This window comes from Mesorhizobium sp. B2-4-1 (genome assembly GCF_006442185.1).
GTDB lineage: Bacteria > Pseudomonadota > Alphaproteobacteria > Rhizobiales > Rhizobiaceae > Mesorhizobium.
The window spans coordinates 51963-71893 of the sequence record NZ_VFVN01000008.1 but is presented as its reverse complement, the minus strand read 5'-3'; the positions used below and the strand labels follow the sequence as shown (position 1 = coordinate 71893).

Below are 19931 nucleotides of genomic sequence, written 5' to 3'. Positions count from 1 at the left end.
CGCCGGGCAGGCTCGTTCAGGCAAGCAAGCTCCCCGGACCGGGCATTCGCGACGAACCGCCAGGCATGAAAAAACCCGCCAGTGCGGCGGGTCCCGGCGCAAATCTGCACCATAGGCAAATATGTAGCATAACTGCCTTCACCCAGTCAACGGCATATAAGAAAAAATTCCTATGAACGTTACCCGCGCATCGCTGGCCGGCCGCGCGGGCACACCATTGACGGGAGGCCGAACGTCATCAACCTACGCCGCTGCAAGGGCTTTGACCGGACCGGCAAAAATGGTAGGAGCCGCAAACACCAGGTTCCGGGGCGGTAAAAGCGGCATGGATGCAAGACAGTTGAAGGTCGAAGCCGCGCGGGCGGCCCTTGCCCATGTCACCGACGGCATGCGGCTCGGCATCGGCACCGGCACCACCGCCGACGAGTTCGTGCGGCTGCTCGCCGACAAGGTGGCCACGGGCCTGACCATCATCGGCGTGCCAACGTCCGAGCGCACCGCCTCGCTGTGCCGCGAACTTGGCGTGCCGCTGTCGACGCTGGAGGAGACGCCGGAACTCGATCTCACCGTGGACGGCGCCGACGAAGTCGACCCGGCCCTGACCCTGATCAAGGGCGGCGGCGGCGCATTGCTGCGCGAGAAGATCGTCGCGGCGGCTTCCGCTCGCATGATCGTCATCGCCGACCGGTCCAAGATGGTCGAGACGCTCGGCCGTTTCCCATTGCCCATCGAGGTCAACCCGTTCGGTCTGCGCGCAACCGAAATCGCGATCGGCAAGGCGGCTGCAAGGCTCGGCCTTTCCGGTCCGGTTACATTGAGGATGACGGGCGGCCAGGCTTTTGTTACAGACGGCGGCCACTTTATCCTCGATGCATCTTTTGGCCGCATTCCGGATACAAGAGCGCTATCGAATGCTCTCCACGCCATTCCCGGCGTGGTCGAGCACGGTCTTTTCATCGGGCTGGCGTCAGCGGCCATCATCGCCGGGGGCGATGGCATCCAAACCGTCCATGCCGCCTGAAAACAGGGAGTTCTATCGACCATGATGTTGCATAACCGGGTTCGCCGCTTTTCCGTCCTTCTGGCGGCATCGGCCGTTTTGGCCTTCTCTTCGCCGGCGTTCTCGCAGGACGTCACGGAAGCGCACCTGAAGGCGGCGCGTGCCGCGGTCACCGCGATCCATGCGACCGACCCGTTCGACAACATCCTGCCGCAGGCCGCCGCCGCCCTCGAATCGCAGCTCATCCAGAAGAACCCCGACATGCAGGAGCTGATCGCCAAGACGATCAGCGAGAAGGCGCTGGCGCTTGCCTCGCGCCGGGCCGACCTGGAGAAGGAAGCGGCCCTTGCCTATGCGAAGGTGTTTTCCGAACAGGAACTCAACGACATCGCGACCTTCTACAATTCGGACTCCGGCAAGAAGCTCCTCGAGAGCGGCCCGGCCGTGACGCGCGACCTGGTGAAAGCGGCCGATATCTGGCAGAACGGGCTTGCTCGTGACCTCGCCCAGCAGGTCGGTGAAACGCTGGCCGCGGCGGCCAAGGCGAAAGCGCCGGCAGCGCCTGCCAATGCGGCCGCGCCCGCCGATGGCGCCGCGCCTGCCGATGGATCGGCCCCTGCCGACGACACGCAGAACTGATCCTGCCATTCCAAACGGCCCTGCGGCCATCTGTGAAGCCCGGCTTGTCCGGGCTTTTCTTTTGATGGTTTGCGGCCTACCTGTCACTCACATTTTCCGAAGCTCAAGGAGCCGCGCAATGGCCGGTTACGACTACGATCTTTTCGTCATCGGCGGCGGTTCGGGCGGGGTGAGGGCGGCGCGCGTCGCCGCAGCGCTCGGCAAGCGCGTGGGCATCGCCGAGGAATACCGCTTCGGCGGCACCTGCGTCATCAGAGGCTGCGTACCGAAGAAGCTCTATGTCTATGCTTCGCAATTTCCTGAGCATTTCGCCGATGCCGCCGGCTATGGCTGGACGGTGCCGGAAGCCAGTTTCGACTGGCCCACACTGGTCGCCAACAAGGACCGCGAGATCAGCCGGCTGGAGGCGATCTACAAGAGGAACGTCGAGGGCGCCGGCGGCGAGGCCTTTCACACGCGCGCCATGATCGTCGACCCGCATGTGGTACGTCTTCTGGACGAGGACCGTACCGTCACCGCCGACCAGATCCTGATCGCCACCGGCGGCCGTCCGGCGCCGCACCCGGCACTGCCCGGCCACGAACACTGCATCTTCTCCAACGAGGCCTTCGACCTCAAGCAGTTGCCCAAGTCGATCATGATCGAAGGCGGCGGCTATATCGCGGTCGAATTCGCCAACATCTTCCATGGCCTGGGCGTCGACACCACGCTGGTCTATCGCGGCAAGGAGATCCTCAGCCGCTTCGATATGGACCTGCGGCGCATGCTGCACGAAACGATGGAGAAGAAGGGGATCAAGATCCTTTGCCATGCCGTCTCGGAATGGATCCGCAAACGGCCGGACGGCCGGCTCGACGCGTTGCTCACCGGCGGCCAGACGCTGACGGTCGACCAGGTGATGCTCGCCATCGGCCGCATCCCCAACACCGAGAATATGGGACTGGAAGGCATCGGCATCGAGATGACCGCGACCGGCGCGATCCAGGTCGACGCGTACTCCCGCACCAACGTCGAAAACATCTGGGCGATCGGCGACGTCACCAATCGCGTGCAACTGACGCCGGTGGCGATCCACGAGGCGATGTGCTTCGTCGAGACCGCCTTCAAGGGCAACCCGACCGCGCCCGACCACGACACGATCGCCACCGCCGTGTTCTCGCAGCCGGAGATCGGCACGGTCGGCCTGTCGGAAGACGAGGCGGTCAAGCGCTTCCCCGACATCGAGATCTATCGCGCGGCATTCCGTCCGATGCGGCACACCTTGTCCGGCCGCGACGAAAAGATGCTGATGAAGCTGGTGGTCGATGGCGCGTCTAAGAAGGTACTCGGCGCGCACATATTGGGGCCGGATGCCGGCGAGATGGCGCAGCTTCTCGCCATTCCGCTGAAGGCCGGGCTGGTCAAGGATGATTTCGACCGCACCATGGCCGTGCATCCGACGGCCGCGGAAGAGCTTGTGACCATGTACAAGCCGACTTACCGAGTGAAGGATGGCGAGCGCGTAGACTGACGGACAAACGCGCCGCGGCAAGGTGCTTGCCGCGACGCAGCTAGGAGAGCTGCTACAGCAACGTGCCGCGCAGGATCACCTGCGCCACCGAGAAATAGATGACAAGCCCGGTGACATCGACCAGCGTGGCGACAAACGGCGCCGACGCGCTGGCCGGGTCGAAGCCGATGCGTTTCAAGGCGAACGGCAACATCGATCCCGACAGCGAGCCGAAGGTGACGATGCCGACCAATGCCGCTCCGACCGTCGCGGCGATCAACAGCCAGTGCGGTCCGTAGTCGTAGAAGCCGAAATACTGCCAGAGCGCGATGCGGCAGATGCCGACGACGCCGAGTATCGCCCCGAGCAGGAGGCCGGTGGGCAGTTCGCGCAGCGCCACCCGCCACCAGTCGCCCAGGCCGATCTCGCGCAACGCCAGCGCGCGTATGACCAGCGAGGTCGCCTGCGAGCCGGAGTTGCCGCCGGAGCTCATGATCAGCGGAATGAAGAGCGTCAGCACGATCGCTTTTTCCAGCTCGCTCTCATAGCTCTGCATCGCATTGGCCGTCAGCATCTCGCTGATGAACAGCGCGCACAGCCAGCCGGCGCGCTTCTGGATCATGGCGAGGAAGCTCATCTTCATGTAGGGCTCGTCGAGAGCCTCCATGCCGCCGAAGCGATGCACGTCCTCCGTCGTCTCCTCGATCATCGTGTCGATGATGTCGTCGATGGTGACGATGCCGAGGATCTTGCCGTGATCGACGACGGGAACGGCGAGCAGATCGTATTTGGAGATCGTCTGCGCCAGGGTTTCGCGATCGGTCAAAGGCGTGACGGTCACCGGCACGCGGTCCGGCGCCACCGACAGGATCGAATCGCCAGGCTCGCCGGTGATGAGCCGGCGCAGGCCGGTCGAGCGCATGAGCAGATGCGTCTCGGGATCGACGATGTAGATGGCGTAGACGGTTTCGCGCGTCCGCTCGACCTTGCGGATGTAGTCGAGCGTGCGGCCGACGGTCCAGTCCGAGGGCACGCTGACGAACTCCGTCGTCATGATCGAAGCGGCACTGCCTTCGGGGTAACCGAGAATCGAGAGCAGGGTTGCGCGCAGCGGCGGCGCCAGCACGCCGAGCAGCTCGGAACGGGCGGGTTCGTCAAGATCGCGCAGGATGTCGGCAGCGCGATCGACCGACATGGCGGTAAGCAGCTTGCCCGCCTTGGCGCGAGGCAAGGCCTCCGCCAGCTCTGGCGCGCCCTCGAGCTCCGGCTGGTCGAAGATATCGACCAGCCGTTCGAACGGCACTTCGCAAAGCAGCTCGGTCGCCGTTTCGCGCGACTCGCGGTTGAGCGCTTCGACCACGTCTGCGACATGGTCGTTTGCAAGGATGCGGGCGATGGCGACGGCCTCGTCGTCCGCTACGGGGGAAAAATCGTTCATGGTTCACTCCTTGCCGTCCGGCAAGACGTGAACCGTCGAGGTCACGTCAGGGCGGACGGCGGTTGCGTTCGACTGTGACTGTCGCCAGGCATGGCGCGGTGACCTTTCCGCTCGCGGGTTCGAGTTTGATGTCTGCGAGCGGGCGCAACATAGGAGCTCGCCTTGCCCTGTCAATCGAAGTGATCGAGGAAAATGCGGGCAACATGCCCCAGTCGCGAGACTGTGATCGCTGAAGCGTATCGCGCCGAAACGGTAAAATGGCTGGACGGCCTATGCCGCGGCGAGTCCGGCTACTTCTGCTTCAGCCGGCGCGGAAAACGCAGCCATTTGTCGTCGACCGGCCTTGGCACCGGCCCTGGCTGTGCGAGAATGGTGGTGAGCTCGGGAGGCAGGCTCGGCACCAGCGGCTTCTTGGTGGCGACGCCGTCCGCGATCGCGACGATCGAGTGGTAGAACTCGGCGCCGGTGACCGATCGCGGCGCCACCGCTTCATGCATGACGCTGATCACCGTTACATCCGGGCAGTTGTCCTTGATCGCCTGGTGGAAGGCAACCTTGCCCTCCGGATCGAGTGCGCCGGTCGCCTCGTCCAGGAATAGCAGCCCGGGTTGATGGAGCACGATGCGGGCCACCACCAGCTTCTGTTTCTGACCGCCGGACAGGACCTGATCCCAGCTTTTGCCTTCGCGGCTTTCGTCGCCCATATTCTCGATGAAGTCGCCCAGACCCGCCTTGTGCAGCGCGGACGCGACCTGCGCGTCGCCATGGTCGTGCTCGGAGCCCGGCAGGCAGACCAGCTGCTTCAGGGTCACCTGCTGCAGCTTGACCTCCTGGGCTGCATAGAAACTCTTCACCCCTTCGGGGAAGACGATGGTGCCGCGGCCGTAGGGCCACAGGCCGTTGATGGCCTTGATCAGCGAGGTCTTGCCGCAGCCGGATTCGCCTTTCAGGAAGGTCCATTCGCCGCGCCGGAAGCGCAGGTTCGCCGCTACGAGGAAAGGCGTTGCGTCCTCACCCTGATGCGCCAGTTCAAGCTTCTGGATGGTCAAGCCAAAAACCGGGTTCTGGCTGGCGTAGCGGAAGTCGGAACGGCCGCTCTGGCTGTAGAATTCCTGGGGGTGCTGAACGTTCTCGATCGCATTGGCCAACTCGGTGACACGCTGGCTGTTGGCGCGCAGGGTGGCGATGGCGGGCATGACATGGATGAACCACGAACATTGGCCGATCAGCGAATTGACCAGTTCGGAGCCGGTTATGTAGCCCTTCAGGTCGAAGCCGTTGTGGATGAACGGCACAAGGCCCGGCCCATAGGCGACAATGCGGGCGCCGATGAAATTGTAGATCAGCTCGAACGACATGTAGACGGTGTTGACGATGTTGAGCCGCGTCCATGTGCCGTCAATATCGCCATAGAGGCGGCCATGCATGGTCCTCTGCACGCCTTCGCCGCGCGAGGCCGCGACATGGAAGCTGCGGCGCAGGAATGTCGTCAGCTCGCCACGGTAACTGCCTTCGGCCTGCTGCATCCTGACATTGAGACGCTCGAGCATGCCACCGAGCTTTACCGCGATCCAGGTGTTGAGCGGCACATAGATGGCGACGGCAAGGAGGGCGAGGATGGCGCTGCCATAGCTGCCGAGGAATTCGAGCCCCTTTACCTCGACGGAGGTCTCGAGCAGCTTCTGGCCGACGAAATAGAGCGAGGTGGCGACACCCAGCACACCCATGGCCAGCCCGATGGCGCCGCCCGTCATGTCCTTGATCGATTCCTGGACGCGCTGATCGATGTTGTCGGGGGCCGGCGCGCCATTGCCGGTCGAGGCATGCTGGGCGTGGAAATGGGTGTGGTTGCCGTCCAGCAGCGCCTCGTTGAAACGGCTGTCGAGCCAACCGCGCCATTTGCGGTGCAAGGTTGCCGAGACAAGATTGCGGATGCCCGTGAAGCCGGCGTCCTTGAGCACGACCAGCAGCACCAAAATACCGGCATTGGCCAAAAGCGTCTGGAGAGGGGTGGTGTTGGCGGCGTCGTGGAAGAAGGCGATCGAGTTGACCAGTTCTCCGGATGCTTCTGCGAACCAGACGCCGGCCTTGCTGGACAGAGCGGTGAGCAGCGCGATCACCAGCGTCAGCGTCCAGGCCTCCTTCCACCGGTCCGAGACCCAGTAGGCCCGCATCAGGCCCCAGAAGCTGCGCATCGAGGAAACCGGGGTCAGAAGCGACCGCCTTGCGGCATCGCTGTGTAGTCCATCTGTTCCTGACAGTTGCGGTGGTCTGTCGACCCGAATCACAATCCCGCCCAAACCTTCTTTGTATTGTTACGGATGGTAACACCAATTGATCATTTTCCATTAATTTTTATAGGGGGGCAGCGGGATTGAGGTGGACGCCGTGGCTGCAGGGCAACAGGTTCGGCTTCCCGAGCGTCGCGCCAAAGCCGACGAAAAGCCGGTTTAAGCTAGTGATGTCAGGTAATTACGCGGCATCAGAGCGCGACGTTTCTACCTTCCCCTAGGGAAGGCGTTCGCACGAATTTGTGAACCGCTTGGGCTGCCCGGCAAGCCGGCTTTTCATTGCAGGCTAATCAAAATTCCGGAAAACACGTCGCCCTGGACGCCTGATTCCTCGCCGGCATGTCCCCGCCGGAAGTCCGGAAATGACCTGAGACGCTGGGCAAGCCAGCGATCGACCGGACCGGCGGCATCAAGGCAGGCCGCGACGCCGGCAAAGCCAATGATCGCGGAACCCACCGGGGCCAGGCGTTGCCTCACGCCCGGGGAGGGCTGCTTGAAAATCCTGCGTTGAAGATCGGGTTCAGTCGACTTTTTCCAGTTCGCCACGCGCCTTGGCGGCGGCTACCTGGCGGATGGCGTCGGCGAGCGTGTCGACGTCCTGCGCGCCCATCACCGCGTATTTGCCCTCCAGCAGGAAGCATGGCACGCCTGATATGCCCATGCGCGACGCGGTGGCGATCTCGGTGCGAACCGCCTCGACATCGGCATCGGTCGGCAAGAGCGTCTCGACAACGGATGCGTCCATTCCGGTCTCGCGCGCCGCCTCGACCAGCACGGCGTGATCGCCGATGTTGGCGCCCTCCTCGAAGTTCAGCTGGAACAGGCGGCGCACCAGCCGGTTCTGCACGTCTTCGCCGGCCGCACCGGCCCAGCGAATGACGCGATGGGCATCAAGCGTGTTGGGCGCGACCTTGATGGCGCCGAAAGCGAAGGAAATGCCTTCGGCTTCACCGAGCGGCTCGATACGGGCGTGGATCTGGCGAATGTGTTCGTCGCTGCCGAACTTGGCCAGCATATACTCGCGGCGATCCTTGCCTTCCGGCGGAATGGTCGGATCGAGCTGGAACGGCCGCCAGCGTATATGCACATCCACCTCGCCGGCGGCGGCGACCGCCTTATCCAGCCGCTTCTGGCCGATGAAGCACCATGGGCACACGACGTCGGACACCACGTCTATGGTGATCGTATTCGCTTGGCTCATCTCGATCTCCTGAACGTTCGGGCGCCGTGCACTTACCGGGCTTCCACTCCTGGGCCTATGCTCAGTTCGGCTTTCGCCACCAGGTCGGCAACTGGTAACCGAATATGGGCGTCTTTCGCGGATGGTCCAGATAATTCCAGTAAGCGATCCATTGCTGCGTGTTGTGCTGCATCGGCACCATGTAGTTGCCGGAGATCAGCAACCGGTCGAGAACGCGCACGGCGGCGACGTAATCCTCCTTGGTGCGGGCGCGCAACATGGCCTCGATCGCAGCGTCCACCGCGGGATCGGCGACGCCGGCGAGGTTGAACGAACCTTCAGCCTTGGCGGCGGAGGATGACCAACGCCCGATCTGCTCGATGCCGGGCGAGAGCGAATTGTTGAAGCCGCTCGAGCCGATCAGCACCTCGAAATCGAAACGCTGCTTGCGCGACTGTATCTGGTCGCCGTCGAGGCTGCGGATGGAGACATCGATGCCGATCTTTTCCAGCGTGCGCTGGTAGATGCCGGCGAGACGCTCCTCGTCCTGCGAGGCGGTCAGGATCTCGAAGCCGAAGGGCTTGCCCTCGGGGTCGAGCATCGTGCCGCCCTGCAGGTGGTAGCCGATGCTTTTCAGGAGATCGAAAGCCGCTTTCAGCACCTTTCGGTCCTGGCCCGAGCCATCGGTCACCGGCGGCCGCCAGGTTCCGTCCATGACGTCGGCCGGCACGCGGCCGGGGTAGGGCGCCAGCAACGCTTTTTCCCTGTCGTCGGCCGGATGGCCGAGCGCCGAAAGCTCGGAATTCTGCCAGTAGCTCATCGTTCGCGCGTATTTGCCGCCAAACAGGTTCTTGTTGGCCCATTCGAAGTCGTAGAGCATGCCGAGCGCCTGACGCACCACGGGGTTCGAGAATTTCGGCAGCCTCGTGTTGAACAGGAAACCGGTCACGACGGGTGGAATACCGGTGTCGAAAGTTTCGGCAACCACCTCTCCCCTATGGAAAGCGGGAAAATCCAGATCGCGTTCGCGCTTCACCGGATCGCTGTCGTCGTCGATGGCGCAAAGGCCTTTCTTGAACGCCTCGAGCTTGGCATTGGCGTTGAGGAAATATTCGATGGTGATCTGGTCGTAATTGTCGAAGCCGCGCTTGGCCGGAATATCCTTGCCCCAATAGTCCGGGTTGCGCTTGAAAACGATGCGCTGGCCGGGCGTCACCTGTGCGATCCTGTAGGGGCCGCTGCCGATCAACGGCTTCAGCGTCGTCCTGTCGAAAGTCTCGATGTCGAAGGCGTGCTTGGGGATGATCGGCGTCAGCGCGATGATCAGCGGAAATTCGCGATCGGCCTTGTCGTTGAAGGTGAACCGCACGCTGTGGTCGCCGGTCTTCTCAAGCTTGGCAATCCTGGCCATGCGGTCGCTGTAGGGCGGACGGCCTTTCTGCGTATAGGCATCGTAGGTGAACAGCACGTCCTCCGGCGTCACCGGCTGGCCGTCCGACCATTTGGCATTCGGGTTGAGATGGAATTCGATGCTCTTGCGCTCGGAATCCATGTCGGCCGACTCGGCAAGCAAGCCATAGAGCGTGAAGGCCTCGTCGGCATTGCGCTGCATCAGCGGCTCGAAGACCAGATTGCCGAAGATCGTGTCCATCATGCCGCGCGCCGTGGTGCGCAGGCTCTTCAGGATGAAGGGGTTGAGATTGTCGAAACTGCCGACGACGCAATAGGTAATGCTGCCGCCCTTCGGCGCGTCGGGATTGACGTAGTCGAAATGCGCATAGTCGGGCGGCAGGGCCGGCTCACCCTGCATGGCAATTGCATATCTGGGTTCCGACGCCGCCGGCAGGGGCGAAAGGGCGAAAAATGATGTCGCGGTGATCAGCCAAACGAGAACGCGGCCCATGACCGTCTCCTTACCGGGTCGGCTTGATGATTCGGTGCGCACACTAGCATGGGGCACCGCCAATGTTCGTTGCCAAGAATCGCAGATTGCGGGCTGGATTCGGCACCGCTTGCAGTGTAACACGCCGTCCGAAGTCATTCTGTTGCCTCATTTCGGCAACAGGTAGCTGGACCACACGGCGCGAAGAAGCGGGTCCCCGGGATCATTTGAGAGGAAGTGCACGACATGACGAGCCTGAACAGCAATGCGTACCGCCTGTCGGTCATGGCCGCTGGCGTGATCGGCTTTCTGGGCGCGGCAATTCCCGTTGCTTCCGCACAGCAGCAACAACAGATCCCGCAGGGCTGGTTCAAGGCTTGCACAAAGCAGGAAGACGTCGACATCTGCAACGTGCAGAACATCACCACCGCCGGCAACGGCCAGTTGGTCACCGGCGTGAGCCTGATCGAGCTGAAAGGCAAGGTGAACCGCAAGGTCTTCCAGGTGACGGTTCCGACCGGTCGTCTGGTTGGTGCCGGCATTGGCCTCCAGATCGATACCGGCAAAACGCAGAAGCTTGAATATGTGGTCTGCTTCCCCGACCGCTGCGTGGCGGAAGTGCCGCTGACCGACCAGCTCGTCGCCTCCTTCAAGAAGGGCCAGGCGCTCACCTTGACCTCGATCAATTTCCAGAACCAGCCCAATCCGATCAAGGTCGCGCTGCAGGGCTTCAGCGGCGCCTATGACGGCCCGCCGCTGCAGCAGTCGGACATCGAGGACCGGCAGAAGAAGCTCCAGGATTTCGTCGCCAAGAACAACCAGGACTTCGCCAAGAAGCTCAAGGAAGAGCAGGACAAGGCGAAGACCGCGAACTGATCGGTTCGGGCATTCTCAAAGCCACAAAAAAGCGGGGTCATGCCCCGCTTTTTTGCTTCTGCACCTGACTCACTGATCAGTGCCTGAGGTGATCAATGCCTGGACTGCCGTTTCGGTTCGTAGCGTCCGTCCGGCTTTTTGTCGAACATTTCCTTGATCTGCGGGTGGCGGACCGGTTCTCCCGATTGGTCCTCGAGCAGATTCTGCTCGGACACATAGGCGATGTACTCGGTTTCCGAATTCTCGGCGAGCAGATGGTAGAACGGCTGGTCCTTGCGCGGGCGCACGTCGACGGGGATCGCCTCGTACCATTCCTCCGTATTGGCGAATTGCGGATCGACATCGAAAATGATGCCCCGGAACGGAAACAGCCGATGGCGAACCACCTGTCCGATCGCGAATTTGGCTGTTCTCATCGTACTCACCACTGAATTCCTTAGCTTTATTTGGCGCAGACTCCGAATCAATTCAATCCCGAAGCTTTGAGCGTCCTCAAGCTGCGTGTGATACGGAGCAAAGATTGTGGGCGAGTTGCCGGCCATCGATGCCTGCCGGCAGCAAATGTGTTCGCAAGCTCACTGCTGGCGCGCTTGCTTTCCCAAGCCACCGCCAAGCGCCGCAAACCCGCTGCCGGGACGGAGCCCTTCGCGCATGAAGAAAGCGCGAAGCGGTGCAAAACCACCAAGCACGCCGAGCCCGGCACCGCGCGCCATCTGCGCCGGCAGCAGGTCGGAAAGCAGCGACATGTTCAGTAGATTGACCGCGCTGCTGCGCGCCAGAATATCGGGCCGGCGCTTGAAGTCATAGATGGCGAGGGCTTTCGCGGCCCCTGGGTCTTCATAATTTTCATTCGCGATTCCAATAAGATCGTCGATATCCCTGATGCCAAGATTGAGCCCTTGCGCGCCGATCGGCGGAAATACGTGGGCGGCTTCGCCGACAAGCGCCACCCGGTCGCGCGCAAAACGCAGCGGCGTCGCCGTTGCAAGCGGATAGACCTGCCGGCCTGGCTCGACCGTCACCCGGCCCAGCATGGACTGCATCCGCTGTTCGACCCGCAGCGACAACGTCGCATCGTCCAGCGCGGCAAGTTCCGTGGCGGTTTCCGGCTTGACCACCCAGACCAGGCTCGAGCGGTTGCCGGGCAGCGGAACCTGCGTGAACGGACCGGTTTCGGTATGGAACTCGGTCGAGGTGAAGGCATGATCGCGGCCGTGGGAGAAGTTGAGCACCAGCGCTGCCTGGGGATAAGTCCGGGCGGCGGTCGAGATGCCCGCCGCCTGGCGCGCCGGCGACAGGCGTCCGTCGGCGGCAACCGCCAGGGATGCTTCGATCACGCTGCCGTCGGCAAGGGCCGCGCGAGCCTTATCGGCGCCGAGATGCCAGGCATCGACCATGGATGTCAGCCACGCGATCCCGGAATGCGCGGCAACCCTGCCGGCGAGCGCGGGAATGAGGACGCTATTGGGCAGGTTGAGCCCGAACTGATCCTCGTCGATCTCGCTGGCGCGGAAGGTGACGACCGGACTGCGGATCAACCGGTTGGTCGCGTCGACGATGCGCATCACCTTGAGGGGCGCGGCCTGCGGCTTGATGTCGGCGAGGACGCCCAGCCGCTCAAGCACCTTCAAGGCAGGGTTCATCAGTGCCGTCGTGCGGCCATCGCGGGCGGATGCCTCCGGCCCGACGAGCGTCACCGGAAAGCCGGCATCGGCGAAACCGAGCGCGGCGATCAGCCCTGCCGGCCCCGTGCCGGCGATGAGTATCCGTGCTGTTTTCTGATGCTCCAAGATCGACTTCCGGCTTGCGATGCGGGGCAGCGCACGCGCCCCGCCACTCGATGAGCATATAGGTCAGGTCATACGGCTTGATCAACGGGGCGATTCGGCCCATTCGAAGGTCATGACCGGCCGCCAGGACGACTTCAGCCATCTCGACAGCGCAGGCCGTGCGACGGCCGATATCGCACGCAACCCGCGTTTGACGGTGAACCTCGTTGTCGGCGCCGGCATCCTGCTTGCCTGGCTGTCCCTGGCCGCAATGGCGGTCCGCGCCGCGGAGGGACGCGCCGCGGGTATCGGCGCGCCCGGCGACGCCTTGTTGAAAACCCTGCCGCAGCTGCCGTTGCCCGATTCCGTGGCCCGGTTCTTCGCCCTCTGCCTCTCGGCCGCGCCCCTGGACGGAGATATCGGCCCGCGCGCCGGTGCGCTGACGGCAATGTGGTTCCTGATGGCGACCGCGACGATGCTGCCCTCGGCGGCGCCGATGATCCGAACCTATTGCGAGATCGCCGATACGGCCAGGATCAGGCATGAGCCGGTCGTCCATCCGCTGGTGCTGGTCGCCGGCTATCTCTCGACATGGCTGGCCGCGTCGGCTGGGTTTGCGGCGCTGACGCTCGCCATCGATGCGTTCGCCTCGTCAGGCCAGATGTTCGATCCGGTTCTGGGCATTGCCGGCGCTGTCGCCTTGCTGGTCGCCGGCCTCTACCAGTTCAGTGGCCTGAAGGAGGGCTGCCTGAAGAAATGCAGGACCCCCTTCGCGATCCTGTTTGCCAACTGGAGCGCGCGGCCTGCAGCCATTTTCCGGCTCGGCGTCGCGCAAGGCATCTGGTGCCTTGGCTGTTGCTGGGCACTGATGCTGGTGATGTTCGCCGTGGGCGTGATGAACGTCTTCTGGATGGCGCTGATCGGCCTGTTCACCCTGATCGAAAAACAAGCCGCGGGCAGGCTTCCAACCCGGCTGGCCGGTGCGATACTGCTTGTCTGGGCAGCCGCGCTGCTAGTAGTCTCGCTATGAGTGGGGGAAACTCGATGACGGATCCGAGCTGGGCAATGAAGGGGGAGCTCGTACTCTCCTGCAATTGCACGGTTTTTTGCCCTTGCGTGCTGTCGCTGGGCAGCCATCCTCCGACCGAAGGCTATTGCCAGACCTGGGCGGGTTTCCGTATCGATGCCGGTCATTTCGGAGAGGTCGACCTGTCAGGGCTTAATCTCGGGCTGATCATGGAAATCCCCGGCTATATGAGCCGCGGCAACTGGACCGCCGGCCTGTTCATCGACGTCAGAGCCTCGATCTATGCGGTCAAGGCGTTGACGAAGATCTTCACCGGCAAGGCGGGCGGGACGACGTCGCTGCTTTCGATCCTCGTCGGCAAATTCCTCGGTGTCGAACAAGTGCCGATTACCTATGAGACACGCGACAAGACGCGTATCTTCCAGATACCGAAGATCATCGATGGGGCGGTCACGCCAATTGTCGGCAAGGACCGCGACAAGGACACGGTGATCAGCAATTCGGAATATTGGATCGCGCCGGAGATCATCGTGGCCAAGTCCGACAAGAGCAAGATGCGAGCCTTTGGTCGCAACTGGAATTTCGGCGGCCGTTCAGCCGAAATCTGCAAGCTGGACTGGCAGGGCCCGTGAGCAAGAACACAACGGCCAGGAAAGCCGCCAAGAAAATCGCCGACCGGATTCCGCGGCCGAAGAAGAAAGTCACCTGGCCGCAGGCGCGCGCTTTTTCGGTGCATCTCCTGACCGCCTCGGGTTCGTTCCTGGCCTTCCTGTCGCTGGTGGCGGCGAGCGAGGAGCGCTGGACGGCCATGTTCTGGTGGCTGGGGCTGGCGCTGTTCGTCGACGGCATAGACGGGCCGATCGCGCGCAAGCTCGAGGTCAAGGAAATCCTGCCAACATGGTCGGGCGAGCTCCTCGACAACATCATCGACTATGTCACCTATGTTCTGATCCCGGCCTTCGCGCTCTATCAGCGCGGCTTCATGGGCGAGGGCCTGTCGTTCCTGTCGGCGGCCATCATCGTGGTGTCCAGCGCGATCTACTATGCAGACACCGGCATGAAGACGAAGGAGAATTTCTTCAAGGGATTCCCCGTTGTCTGGAACATGGTGGTGTTCACGCTCTTCGTCATCGAGCCGGGACAATGGGTCTCGTTCGCGGTGGTCGTGGTGGCGGGCATCCTGACATTCGTTCCGATCAACTTCATCCATCCGGTTAGGGTGGTGCGGCTGCGGCGCATCAATCTCGCAATGACTCTTTTGTGGTGCGCTTTCGGCGCGCTTGCGCTTGCGCAAGCGGCACTCGCCGCCTTCTATGACCAGATCGGCGTGCTGGGCGCGCAGGTCAGCACCTTCATAAAGATTGGCATTACCGTTACCGGGCTCTATCTCGCCTGTATCGGCGGCATCATGCAGTTCTTTCCAAATCTCGGTGCCAAAAAAGCCTGATCGGCAAATTTCTCAAGGAAGCCCACCATGCCCAAAGCAGTCCGCATCCACGCCCATGGCGGTCCGGAAGTCCTGACCTATGAGGACACCGATCCCGGCCAACCGGGATCAGGGCAGATCCTGGTCAGGCACACGGCAATCGGCCTCAATTTCATCGACGTCTATCATCGCTCCGGTCTCTATCCGCCGCCCGGCGGGTTTCCGCTTATTCCCGGCAGCGAGGCCGCCGGTTTGGTCCTGACTGTGGGCGAGGGCGTTGACTGGCTGAAGCCCGGCGACCGGATCGCCTATGCCGTCACCACAGGCGCCTATGCGCAGGAGCGCGTCATCGATGCCAGCAAGGTCGTCAAGGTGCCGGACGGCATCAGCGACGAGCAGGCGGCAGCAATGATGCTGAAAGGCATGACCGCCGAATATCTCTTGCGCCGGACCTTCAAGGTCAAGGCAGGCGACACCATCCTGTTCCATGCGGCAGCCGGCGGCGTGGGGCTCATTCTCGGCCAATGGGCGAAGCATCTGGGCGCGACCGTTATCGGCACGGCAAGTTCGAACGACAAGATCGAACTCGCCAAGGCACACGGCTTCGACCATGTCATCAACTACAAGGAGCAGGATTTCGTTGCCGGCGTCGCGGCCATCACCGGCGGCAAAAAATGCGATGTCGTCTACGATTCCGTCGGCAATGACACATTCCCGGCCTCGCTCGACTGCCTGAAGCCGCTCGGCATGTTCGTCAGCTTCGGCCAGTCGTCGGGACCGATCCCGCCATTCTCGATGTCGCTGCTGGCGCAGAAAGGATCCTTGTTCGCCACAAGGCCGACGTTGTTCGTCTACAATGCAAAACGCGAGGATCTGGACGCCTCGGCCGCGGCCTTGTTCGAGGTCGTGCTCAGCGGCGCCGTCGAGATCAAGATCAACCAGCGTTATGCACTCAAGGATGCGGGCAAGGCGCACGCGGATCTTGAAGGGCGCCGCACGACAGGCACGACCATACTGGTTCCCTGACGGATACTGCCCTGGTTTTCAGCTCTCTCACACAGGTGCGGGCAAGGTTTGCACGAAAAGCCGGCCCGCCGCGTGGTTGCGCGAAGAAGACTGATCTTTGCCCTTGAGTTTCCGCTGAAATTCTTGAAGCTCTTTCAAGTCGAGTGCTGCTTTCGCATGGGAGCTGGCCGCGCATACGATGCTTGCGGGAACACAGAACATATCCGGGAACCCGGATGGGAGGCACTGTGAGTGCAAATCATAACGGAGCGAATCTGCTTGAGGTTCGCGGCCTTACCAAGATTTTCGGCACGCTGACGGCGTGCGATCATGTCGACCTCGACATCGCCAAGGGTGAGATCCACGCGCTGCTCGGCGAGAACGGCGCCGGCAAGTCGACGCTGGTCAAGATGCTGTTCGGCTCGCTGGAACCCAATTCCGGCGAGATCTTCTGGAATGGCCAGGCCGTCCGAATTACCAGCCCGGGCGTCGCGAAAAAGCTCGGCATCGGCATGGTATTCCAGCACTTCTCGCTGTTCGAGGCACTGACGGCGGCCGAGAACATCGCGCTTTCCCTGGATGACGGTTCGCCGATCAGCAGCATCGCGGCCAAGGCGAGGGCGCTTTCCTACAGCTATGGCCTGCCGCTCGATCCGGAATCGCTGGTCGGCGACCTGTCGGTGGGCGAGCGCCAGCGCATCGAGATCATCCGCTGCCTGCTGCAGACGCCGCAGCTCATCATCCTGGACGAGCCGACCTCGGTGCTGACGCCGCAGGAGGCCGACAAGCTGTTCGAGACGCTCGAACGTCTGCGCTCGGAAGGCAAATCGATCCTGTACATCTCGCACCGGCTGGAGGAGGTCAAACGCATCTGCGACCGCGCCACCGTGCTGCGGCACGGCAAGGTGGTCGGCCACTGCAATCCGCGCGAGGAGACCGCCGCGTCCTTGGCCCGCATGATGGTCGGCAACGAAGTGCAGGCCGTGGTGCGCGCGCCGGTCGCGGGCATCGAAACGGCACAGTCCCTGCTCGAAATCCGCGGCCTCAGCCGCAAGCCGGCGACGCCGTTTTCGATCCCGCTCAAGAATATCAATCTCACCGTCCGCGCCGGCGAGGTGATCGGCATCGCCGGTGTCGCGGGCAACGGCCAGGGCGAGTTCTTCGAATCCGTTTCCGGTGAAGTCCTGCAGCCGGATGCCGCCTCGGTGCGCATTCGCGGCAAGGATGCGGGCAGCCTCAGCATCACCGGGCGCCGGCTGCTGGGTGCAGCCTTCGTGCCGGAGGAGCGCCTCGGCCATGGTGCCGCCCCGCGCATGCGGCTTTCGGAAAACCTGCTCCTGTCGCGCCATGCCACCGACGGCAAGACCTTCGTCGGGACGGGCGGAATGGTCAAGAGCGGCACCGTCTATGCCGCCGCCCAGCGCATCATCGAGGCGATGGACGTGCGCAAGAGCGCGCCCGATCCGGAGGCGGCAGCGCTGTCCGGCGGCAATCTGCAGAAATTCATCGTCGGCCGCGAACTCGACCGCAGGCCTGACGTCATGGTGGTCAACCAGCCGACCTGGGGTGTCGATGCAGGCGCAGCCGCCCATATCCGCCAGGCACTCATCGAACTGTCCCGCAGCGGATCGGCGGTGTTGGTCATCAGCCAGGATCTCGACGAGCTGTTCGAGATATCGGATGCGATCGCGGTGATGCACAATGGCGAACTGTCCAGGCCGCTGGCGATCGCCGAGGCGACCTTCGAAAAAATCGGCCTGCTGATGGGCGGCGCCGAACCAGGCCACGCCGAACACACGCTGGAGACGGCATGATGCGCCTCGAACTCGTCAAACGGCCGCAGCGCTCGGCGCTGTTTTCCATGCTGTCGCCATTCATCGCCTTCGCGCTGACGATCATCGCGGGCGGCATCATGTTCGCGCTGCTCGGGGTCAATCCGTTCAGCGCGTTCAACATCTATTTCATCGAGCCGGTCAGCCAGGTCTGGCAGTTGCACGAGCTGGCGATCAAGGCGGCGCCGCTGATCCTGATCGCGGTCGGCCTGTCGGTCTGCTACAAGGCCAACATCTGGAACATCGGCGCCGAAGGCCAGTTCATCTTCGGCGCCATCTTCGGCTCGGCCGTTCCGGTGCTGTTTCCTGGGTTCGAGGGCCCATTGGTGCTGCCGCTGATGCTTCTGCTGGGCATGGTCGGCGGTGCCGCCTACGCGGCTATCCCCGCATTTCTGAAAACCCGCTTCAGCACCAACGAGATCCTGACCAGCCTGATGCTGGTTTACGTCGCACAGCTCTTCCTCGACTGGCTGGTGCGCGGACCCTGGCGCGACCCGCAGGGCCATGGCTTCCCGCAGACCATCCAATTCGGCGATTCCGCCATCCTGCCGGAACTGATGCCGGATGCCGGCCGCGCCAATTGGGGCTTCGTGTTCGCGCTGGTCGCGGCGGTGCTGGTGTGGCTGATGATGAGCCGCATGCTCAAGGGTTTCGAGGTTCGCGTGCTCGGCTCCAGCCCGAGGGCAGGGCGCTTCGCCGGCTTCGGCCTCAACCGCATGGTCTTCTTCGCCTTCCTGTTGTCGGGCGCCTTGGCCGGGCTTGCCGGGATATCGGAAGTTTCCGGCGCCATCGGGCAACTTCAGCCCGTCATTTCGCCCGGCTACGGCTTCACCGCCATCATCGTGGCGTTCCTTGGCCGGCTCAATCCCCTCGGCATCGTCGCGGCGGGCCTGGTGCTGGCCCTGACCTATCTCGGCGGCGAGGCGGTGCAAAGCGCGCTCGGCATCTCCGACAAGGTGGCGCGCGTGTTCCAGGGCATGCTGCTGTTCTTCGTGCTCGGCTGCGACACGCTCATCCATTACCGCATCCGGTTGATCGGTCTGGCGCTGACCAAATCGGAGAGTGCCGCGAAGCTCGAGGCCGCGCCAAAGTTGAAGGAAGCCCGCTGATGGACATCACCGTCAACATCCTCCTGACCATCGCCACGGCGGCGACGCCGCTGCTCATTGCGGCGATCGGGGAACTGGTGGTCGAACGCTCCGGCGTGCTCAACCTTGGCGTCGAAGGCATGATGATCATGGGCGCCGTCGGCGGTTTCGGCGCAGGCTATCTGACCGGCTCGCCCTGGATCGGGCTCTTGGCGGCCATCGCCATGGGCGCGCTGTTCTCGCTGCTGTTTGCCGTCATGACGCTGTCGCTGGCCACCAACCAGGTGGCGACCGGCCTGTCGCTGACACTGCTCGGCCTCGGCCTCTCCGGCATGATGGGAACCAGTTTCGTCGGCCAGCCCGGCGTCAGGTTGCCCAATCTCGATATTCCCGGGCTCAGCTCCATCCCGGTGGTGGGCAGACTGCTGTTCGGCCAGGATCCGTTGTTCTACATCTCGATCGCGCTGACGGCGGCGGTGATGTGGTTCCTGTTCCGGACGCGCACCGGGCTGACGCTGCGCTCGATCGGCGACAGCCACGCCTCGGCGCATGCGCTCGGCATCAGGGTCATCCGCTACCGCTATCTCTCGGTGATCTTCGGCGGCGCCTGCGCCGGTCTTGCCGGCGGCCATCTCTCGCTGGTCTACACCCCGCAATGGGTCGAGAACATGAGCGCGGGCCGCGGCTGGATCGCGCTTGCGTTGGTGGTGTTCGCGTCCTGGCGGCCGTGGCGGGTGCTGGCGGGCGCCTATATCTTCGGCGCGGTGTGGATCGGCCAGCTTCATGCACAGGCTTTTGGCATTCCAGTGCCTTCGCAACTGCTTTCTTCGTTGCCCTATCTGGCGACCGTCGTGGTTCTCGTTCTAATCTCGCGCAACAAGCGTCTGACGATGATGAACACACCGGCTTCCTTGGGGCAGCCATTCGTTCCGGATCGTTGACAACAATAACAAGACGGGAAGCTCCAAGGCTTAACTCAGAGAGGTAAC

18 protein-coding genes are annotated in these 19931 nt (G+C 63.0%); 11 read left to right on the top strand and 7 right to left on the bottom strand.

Going from position 1 to position 19931, the window contains the following annotated elements; translation table 11 throughout:
* The first annotated feature begins 325 nt into the window (after positions 1-325).
* The 3 genes from rpiA (at position 326) to gor (ending at position 3149) form a co-directional block, all read left to right on the top strand.
* Positions 326-1021 (top strand): ribose-5-phosphate isomerase RpiA, encoded by a 696-nt coding sequence (gene rpiA, locus FJ949_RS20665; RefSeq protein WP_140498616.1) that lies wholly within the window; start codon positions 326-328, stop codon positions 1019-1021.
* Between the two features lie 21 nt (positions 1022-1042).
* Entirely contained in the window at positions 1043-1639 is a 597-nt protein-coding gene (locus FJ949_RS20660) for a DUF2059 domain-containing protein (RefSeq protein WP_140498615.1), read from the top strand.
* Positions 1640-1757: 118 nt separating this feature from the next.
* A complete protein-coding gene (gene gor / locus FJ949_RS20655; protein WP_140498614.1) occupies positions 1758-3149 on the top strand; it encodes a glutathione-disulfide reductase in 1392 nt (463 codons plus the stop codon).
* A gap of 52 nt (positions 3150-3201) precedes the next feature.
* Here the strand turns inward: gor and mgtE are convergent, their stop codons facing one another.
* The 5 genes from mgtE to FJ949_RS20630 form a co-directional block, all read right to left on the bottom strand.
* A complete protein-coding gene (mgtE, locus tag FJ949_RS20650) occupies positions 3202-4566 on the bottom strand; it encodes a magnesium transporter (RefSeq protein WP_140498613.1) in 1365 nt (454 codons plus the stop codon).
* 290 nt (positions 4567-4856) lie between these two features.
* Positions 4857-6761: an ABC transporter ATP-binding protein/permease gene (locus FJ949_RS20645; protein WP_181168624.1), complete on the bottom strand. Its 1905-nt coding sequence runs from the start codon at positions 6759-6761 to the stop codon at positions 4857-4859.
* A gap of 372 nt (positions 6762-7133) precedes the next feature.
* Entirely contained in the window at positions 7134-7403 is a 270-nt protein-coding gene (locus tag FJ949_RS20640) for a hypothetical protein (RefSeq protein ID WP_140498611.1), read from the bottom strand.
* Positions 7378-8058: a DsbA family protein gene (locus tag FJ949_RS20635; RefSeq protein WP_140498610.1), complete on the bottom strand. Its 681-nt coding sequence runs from the start codon at positions 8056-8058 to the stop codon at positions 7378-7380. Before FJ949_RS20635 ends, FJ949_RS20640 begins: the two co-directional genes overlap by 26 nt.
* Positions 8059-8119: 61 nt before the next feature.
* Complete coding sequence (locus FJ949_RS20630; RefSeq protein WP_140498609.1) at positions 8120-9940, bottom strand: extracellular solute-binding protein; 1821 nt, start codon at positions 9938-9940, stop codon at positions 8120-8122.
* A 225-nt stretch (positions 9941-10165) separates the two neighbouring features.
* Between FJ949_RS20630 and FJ949_RS20625 the strand changes: the two genes are divergently transcribed.
* Positions 10166-10795: an invasion associated locus B family protein gene (locus FJ949_RS20625; RefSeq protein WP_140498608.1), complete on the top strand. Its 630-nt coding sequence runs from the start codon at positions 10166-10168 to the stop codon at positions 10793-10795.
* 92 nt (positions 10796-10887) lie between these two features.
* Here the strand turns inward: FJ949_RS20625 and hspQ are convergent, their stop codons facing one another.
* Both hspQ and FJ949_RS20615 read right to left on the bottom strand, forming a co-directional pair.
* Entirely contained in the window at positions 10888-11211 is a 324-nt protein-coding gene (hspQ, locus tag FJ949_RS20620; RefSeq protein ID WP_181165343.1) for a heat shock protein HspQ, read from the bottom strand.
* A gap of 159 nt (positions 11212-11370) precedes the next feature.
* Positions 11371-12585 carry a UbiH/UbiF family hydroxylase gene (locus FJ949_RS20615; protein WP_140498607.1) on the bottom strand — a complete coding sequence of 405 codons (1215 nt, stop codon included), beginning with the start codon at positions 12583-12585 and terminating at the stop codon, positions 11371-11373.
* A 112-nt stretch (positions 12586-12697) separates the two neighbouring features.
* On the opposite strand from FJ949_RS20615, the gene FJ949_RS20610 reads away from it, so the two are divergent.
* The 7 genes from FJ949_RS20610 (at position 12698) to FJ949_RS20580 (ending at position 19883) form a co-directional block, all read left to right on the top strand.
* Positions 12698-13594, top strand: coding sequence for a DUF2182 domain-containing protein (locus FJ949_RS20610; RefSeq protein ID WP_181173154.1), 897 nt, complete (start codon positions 12698-12700; stop codon positions 13592-13594).
* A 14-nt stretch (positions 13595-13608) separates the two neighbouring features.
* Complete coding sequence (locus FJ949_RS20605) at positions 13609-14223, top strand: DUF1326 domain-containing protein (RefSeq protein WP_140498606.1); 615 nt, start codon at positions 13609-13611, stop codon at positions 14221-14223.
* Positions 14220-15038, top strand: a complete 819-nt coding sequence (gene pcsA / locus FJ949_RS20600; protein ID WP_140498605.1) for a phosphatidylcholine synthase — start codon at positions 14220-14222, stop codon at positions 15036-15038. The genes FJ949_RS20605 and pcsA overlap by 4 nt, the downstream gene beginning before the upstream one ends.
* A gap of 27 nt (positions 15039-15065) precedes the next feature.
* Positions 15066-16043, top strand: a complete 978-nt coding sequence (locus tag FJ949_RS20595; protein ID WP_140498604.1) for a quinone oxidoreductase — start codon at positions 15066-15068, stop codon at positions 16041-16043.
* Between the two features lie 215 nt (positions 16044-16258).
* On the top strand, positions 16259-17836 hold the full coding sequence (locus FJ949_RS20590; protein ID WP_181165345.1) for an ABC transporter ATP-binding protein: 1578 nt from the start codon (positions 16259-16261) through the stop codon (positions 17834-17836).
* Complete coding sequence (locus FJ949_RS20585) at positions 17833-18963, top strand: ABC transporter permease (RefSeq protein WP_140498602.1); 1131 nt, start codon at positions 17833-17835, stop codon at positions 18961-18963. Before FJ949_RS20590 ends, FJ949_RS20585 begins: the two co-directional genes overlap by 4 nt.
* Positions 18963-19883: an ABC transporter permease gene (locus FJ949_RS20580; RefSeq protein WP_140498601.1), complete on the top strand. Its 921-nt coding sequence runs from the start codon at positions 18963-18965 to the stop codon at positions 19881-19883. Before FJ949_RS20585 ends, FJ949_RS20580 begins: the two co-directional genes overlap by 1 nt.
* Positions 19884-19931 lie beyond the last annotated feature (48 nt).

Coding starts and splice junctions, on each gene's coding strand:
- rpiA (WP_140498616.1), top strand. CDS start 326: ATGGATGCAAGACAGTTGAAGGTCGAAGCCGCGCGGGCGGCCCTTGCC.
- FJ949_RS20660 (WP_140498615.1), top strand. CDS start 1,043: ATGATGTTGCATAACCGGGTTCGCCGCTTTTCCGTCCTTCTGGCGGCA.
- gor (WP_140498614.1), top strand. CDS start 1,758: ATGGCCGGTTACGACTACGATCTTTTCGTCATCGGCGGCGGTTCGGGC.
- mgtE (WP_140498613.1), bottom strand. CDS start 4,566: ATGAACGATTTTTCCCCCGTAGCGGACGACGAGGCCGTCGCCATCGCC.
- FJ949_RS20645 (WP_181168624.1), bottom strand. CDS start 6,761: ATGCGCAGCTTCTGGGGCCTGATGCGGGCCTACTGGGTCTCGGACCGG.
- FJ949_RS20635 (WP_140498610.1), bottom strand. CDS start 8,058: ATGAGCCAAGCGAATACGATCACCATAGACGTGGTGTCCGACGTCGTG.
- FJ949_RS20630 (WP_140498609.1), bottom strand. CDS start 9,940: ATGGGCCGCGTTCTCGTTTGGCTGATCACCGCGACATCATTTTTCGCC.
- FJ949_RS20625 (WP_140498608.1), top strand. CDS start 10,166: ATGACGAGCCTGAACAGCAATGCGTACCGCCTGTCGGTCATGGCCGCT.
- hspQ (WP_181165343.1), bottom strand. CDS start 11,211: ATGAGAACAGCCAAATTCGCGATCGGACAGGTGGTTCGCCATCGGCTG.
- FJ949_RS20610 (WP_181173154.1), top strand. CDS start 12,698: ATGACCGGCCGCCAGGACGACTTCAGCCATCTCGACAGCGCAGGCCGT.
- FJ949_RS20605 (WP_140498606.1), top strand. CDS start 13,609: ATGACGGATCCGAGCTGGGCAATGAAGGGGGAGCTCGTACTCTCCTGC.
- FJ949_RS20595 (WP_140498604.1), top strand. CDS start 15,066: ATGCCCAAAGCAGTCCGCATCCACGCCCATGGCGGTCCGGAAGTCCTG.
- FJ949_RS20590 (WP_181165345.1), top strand. CDS start 16,259: ATGGGAGGCACTGTGAGTGCAAATCATAACGGAGCGAATCTGCTTGAG.
- FJ949_RS20585 (WP_140498602.1), top strand. CDS start 17,833: ATGATGCGCCTCGAACTCGTCAAACGGCCGCAGCGCTCGGCGCTGTTT.
- FJ949_RS20580 (WP_140498601.1), top strand. CDS start 18,963: ATGGACATCACCGTCAACATCCTCCTGACCATCGCCACGGCGGCGACG.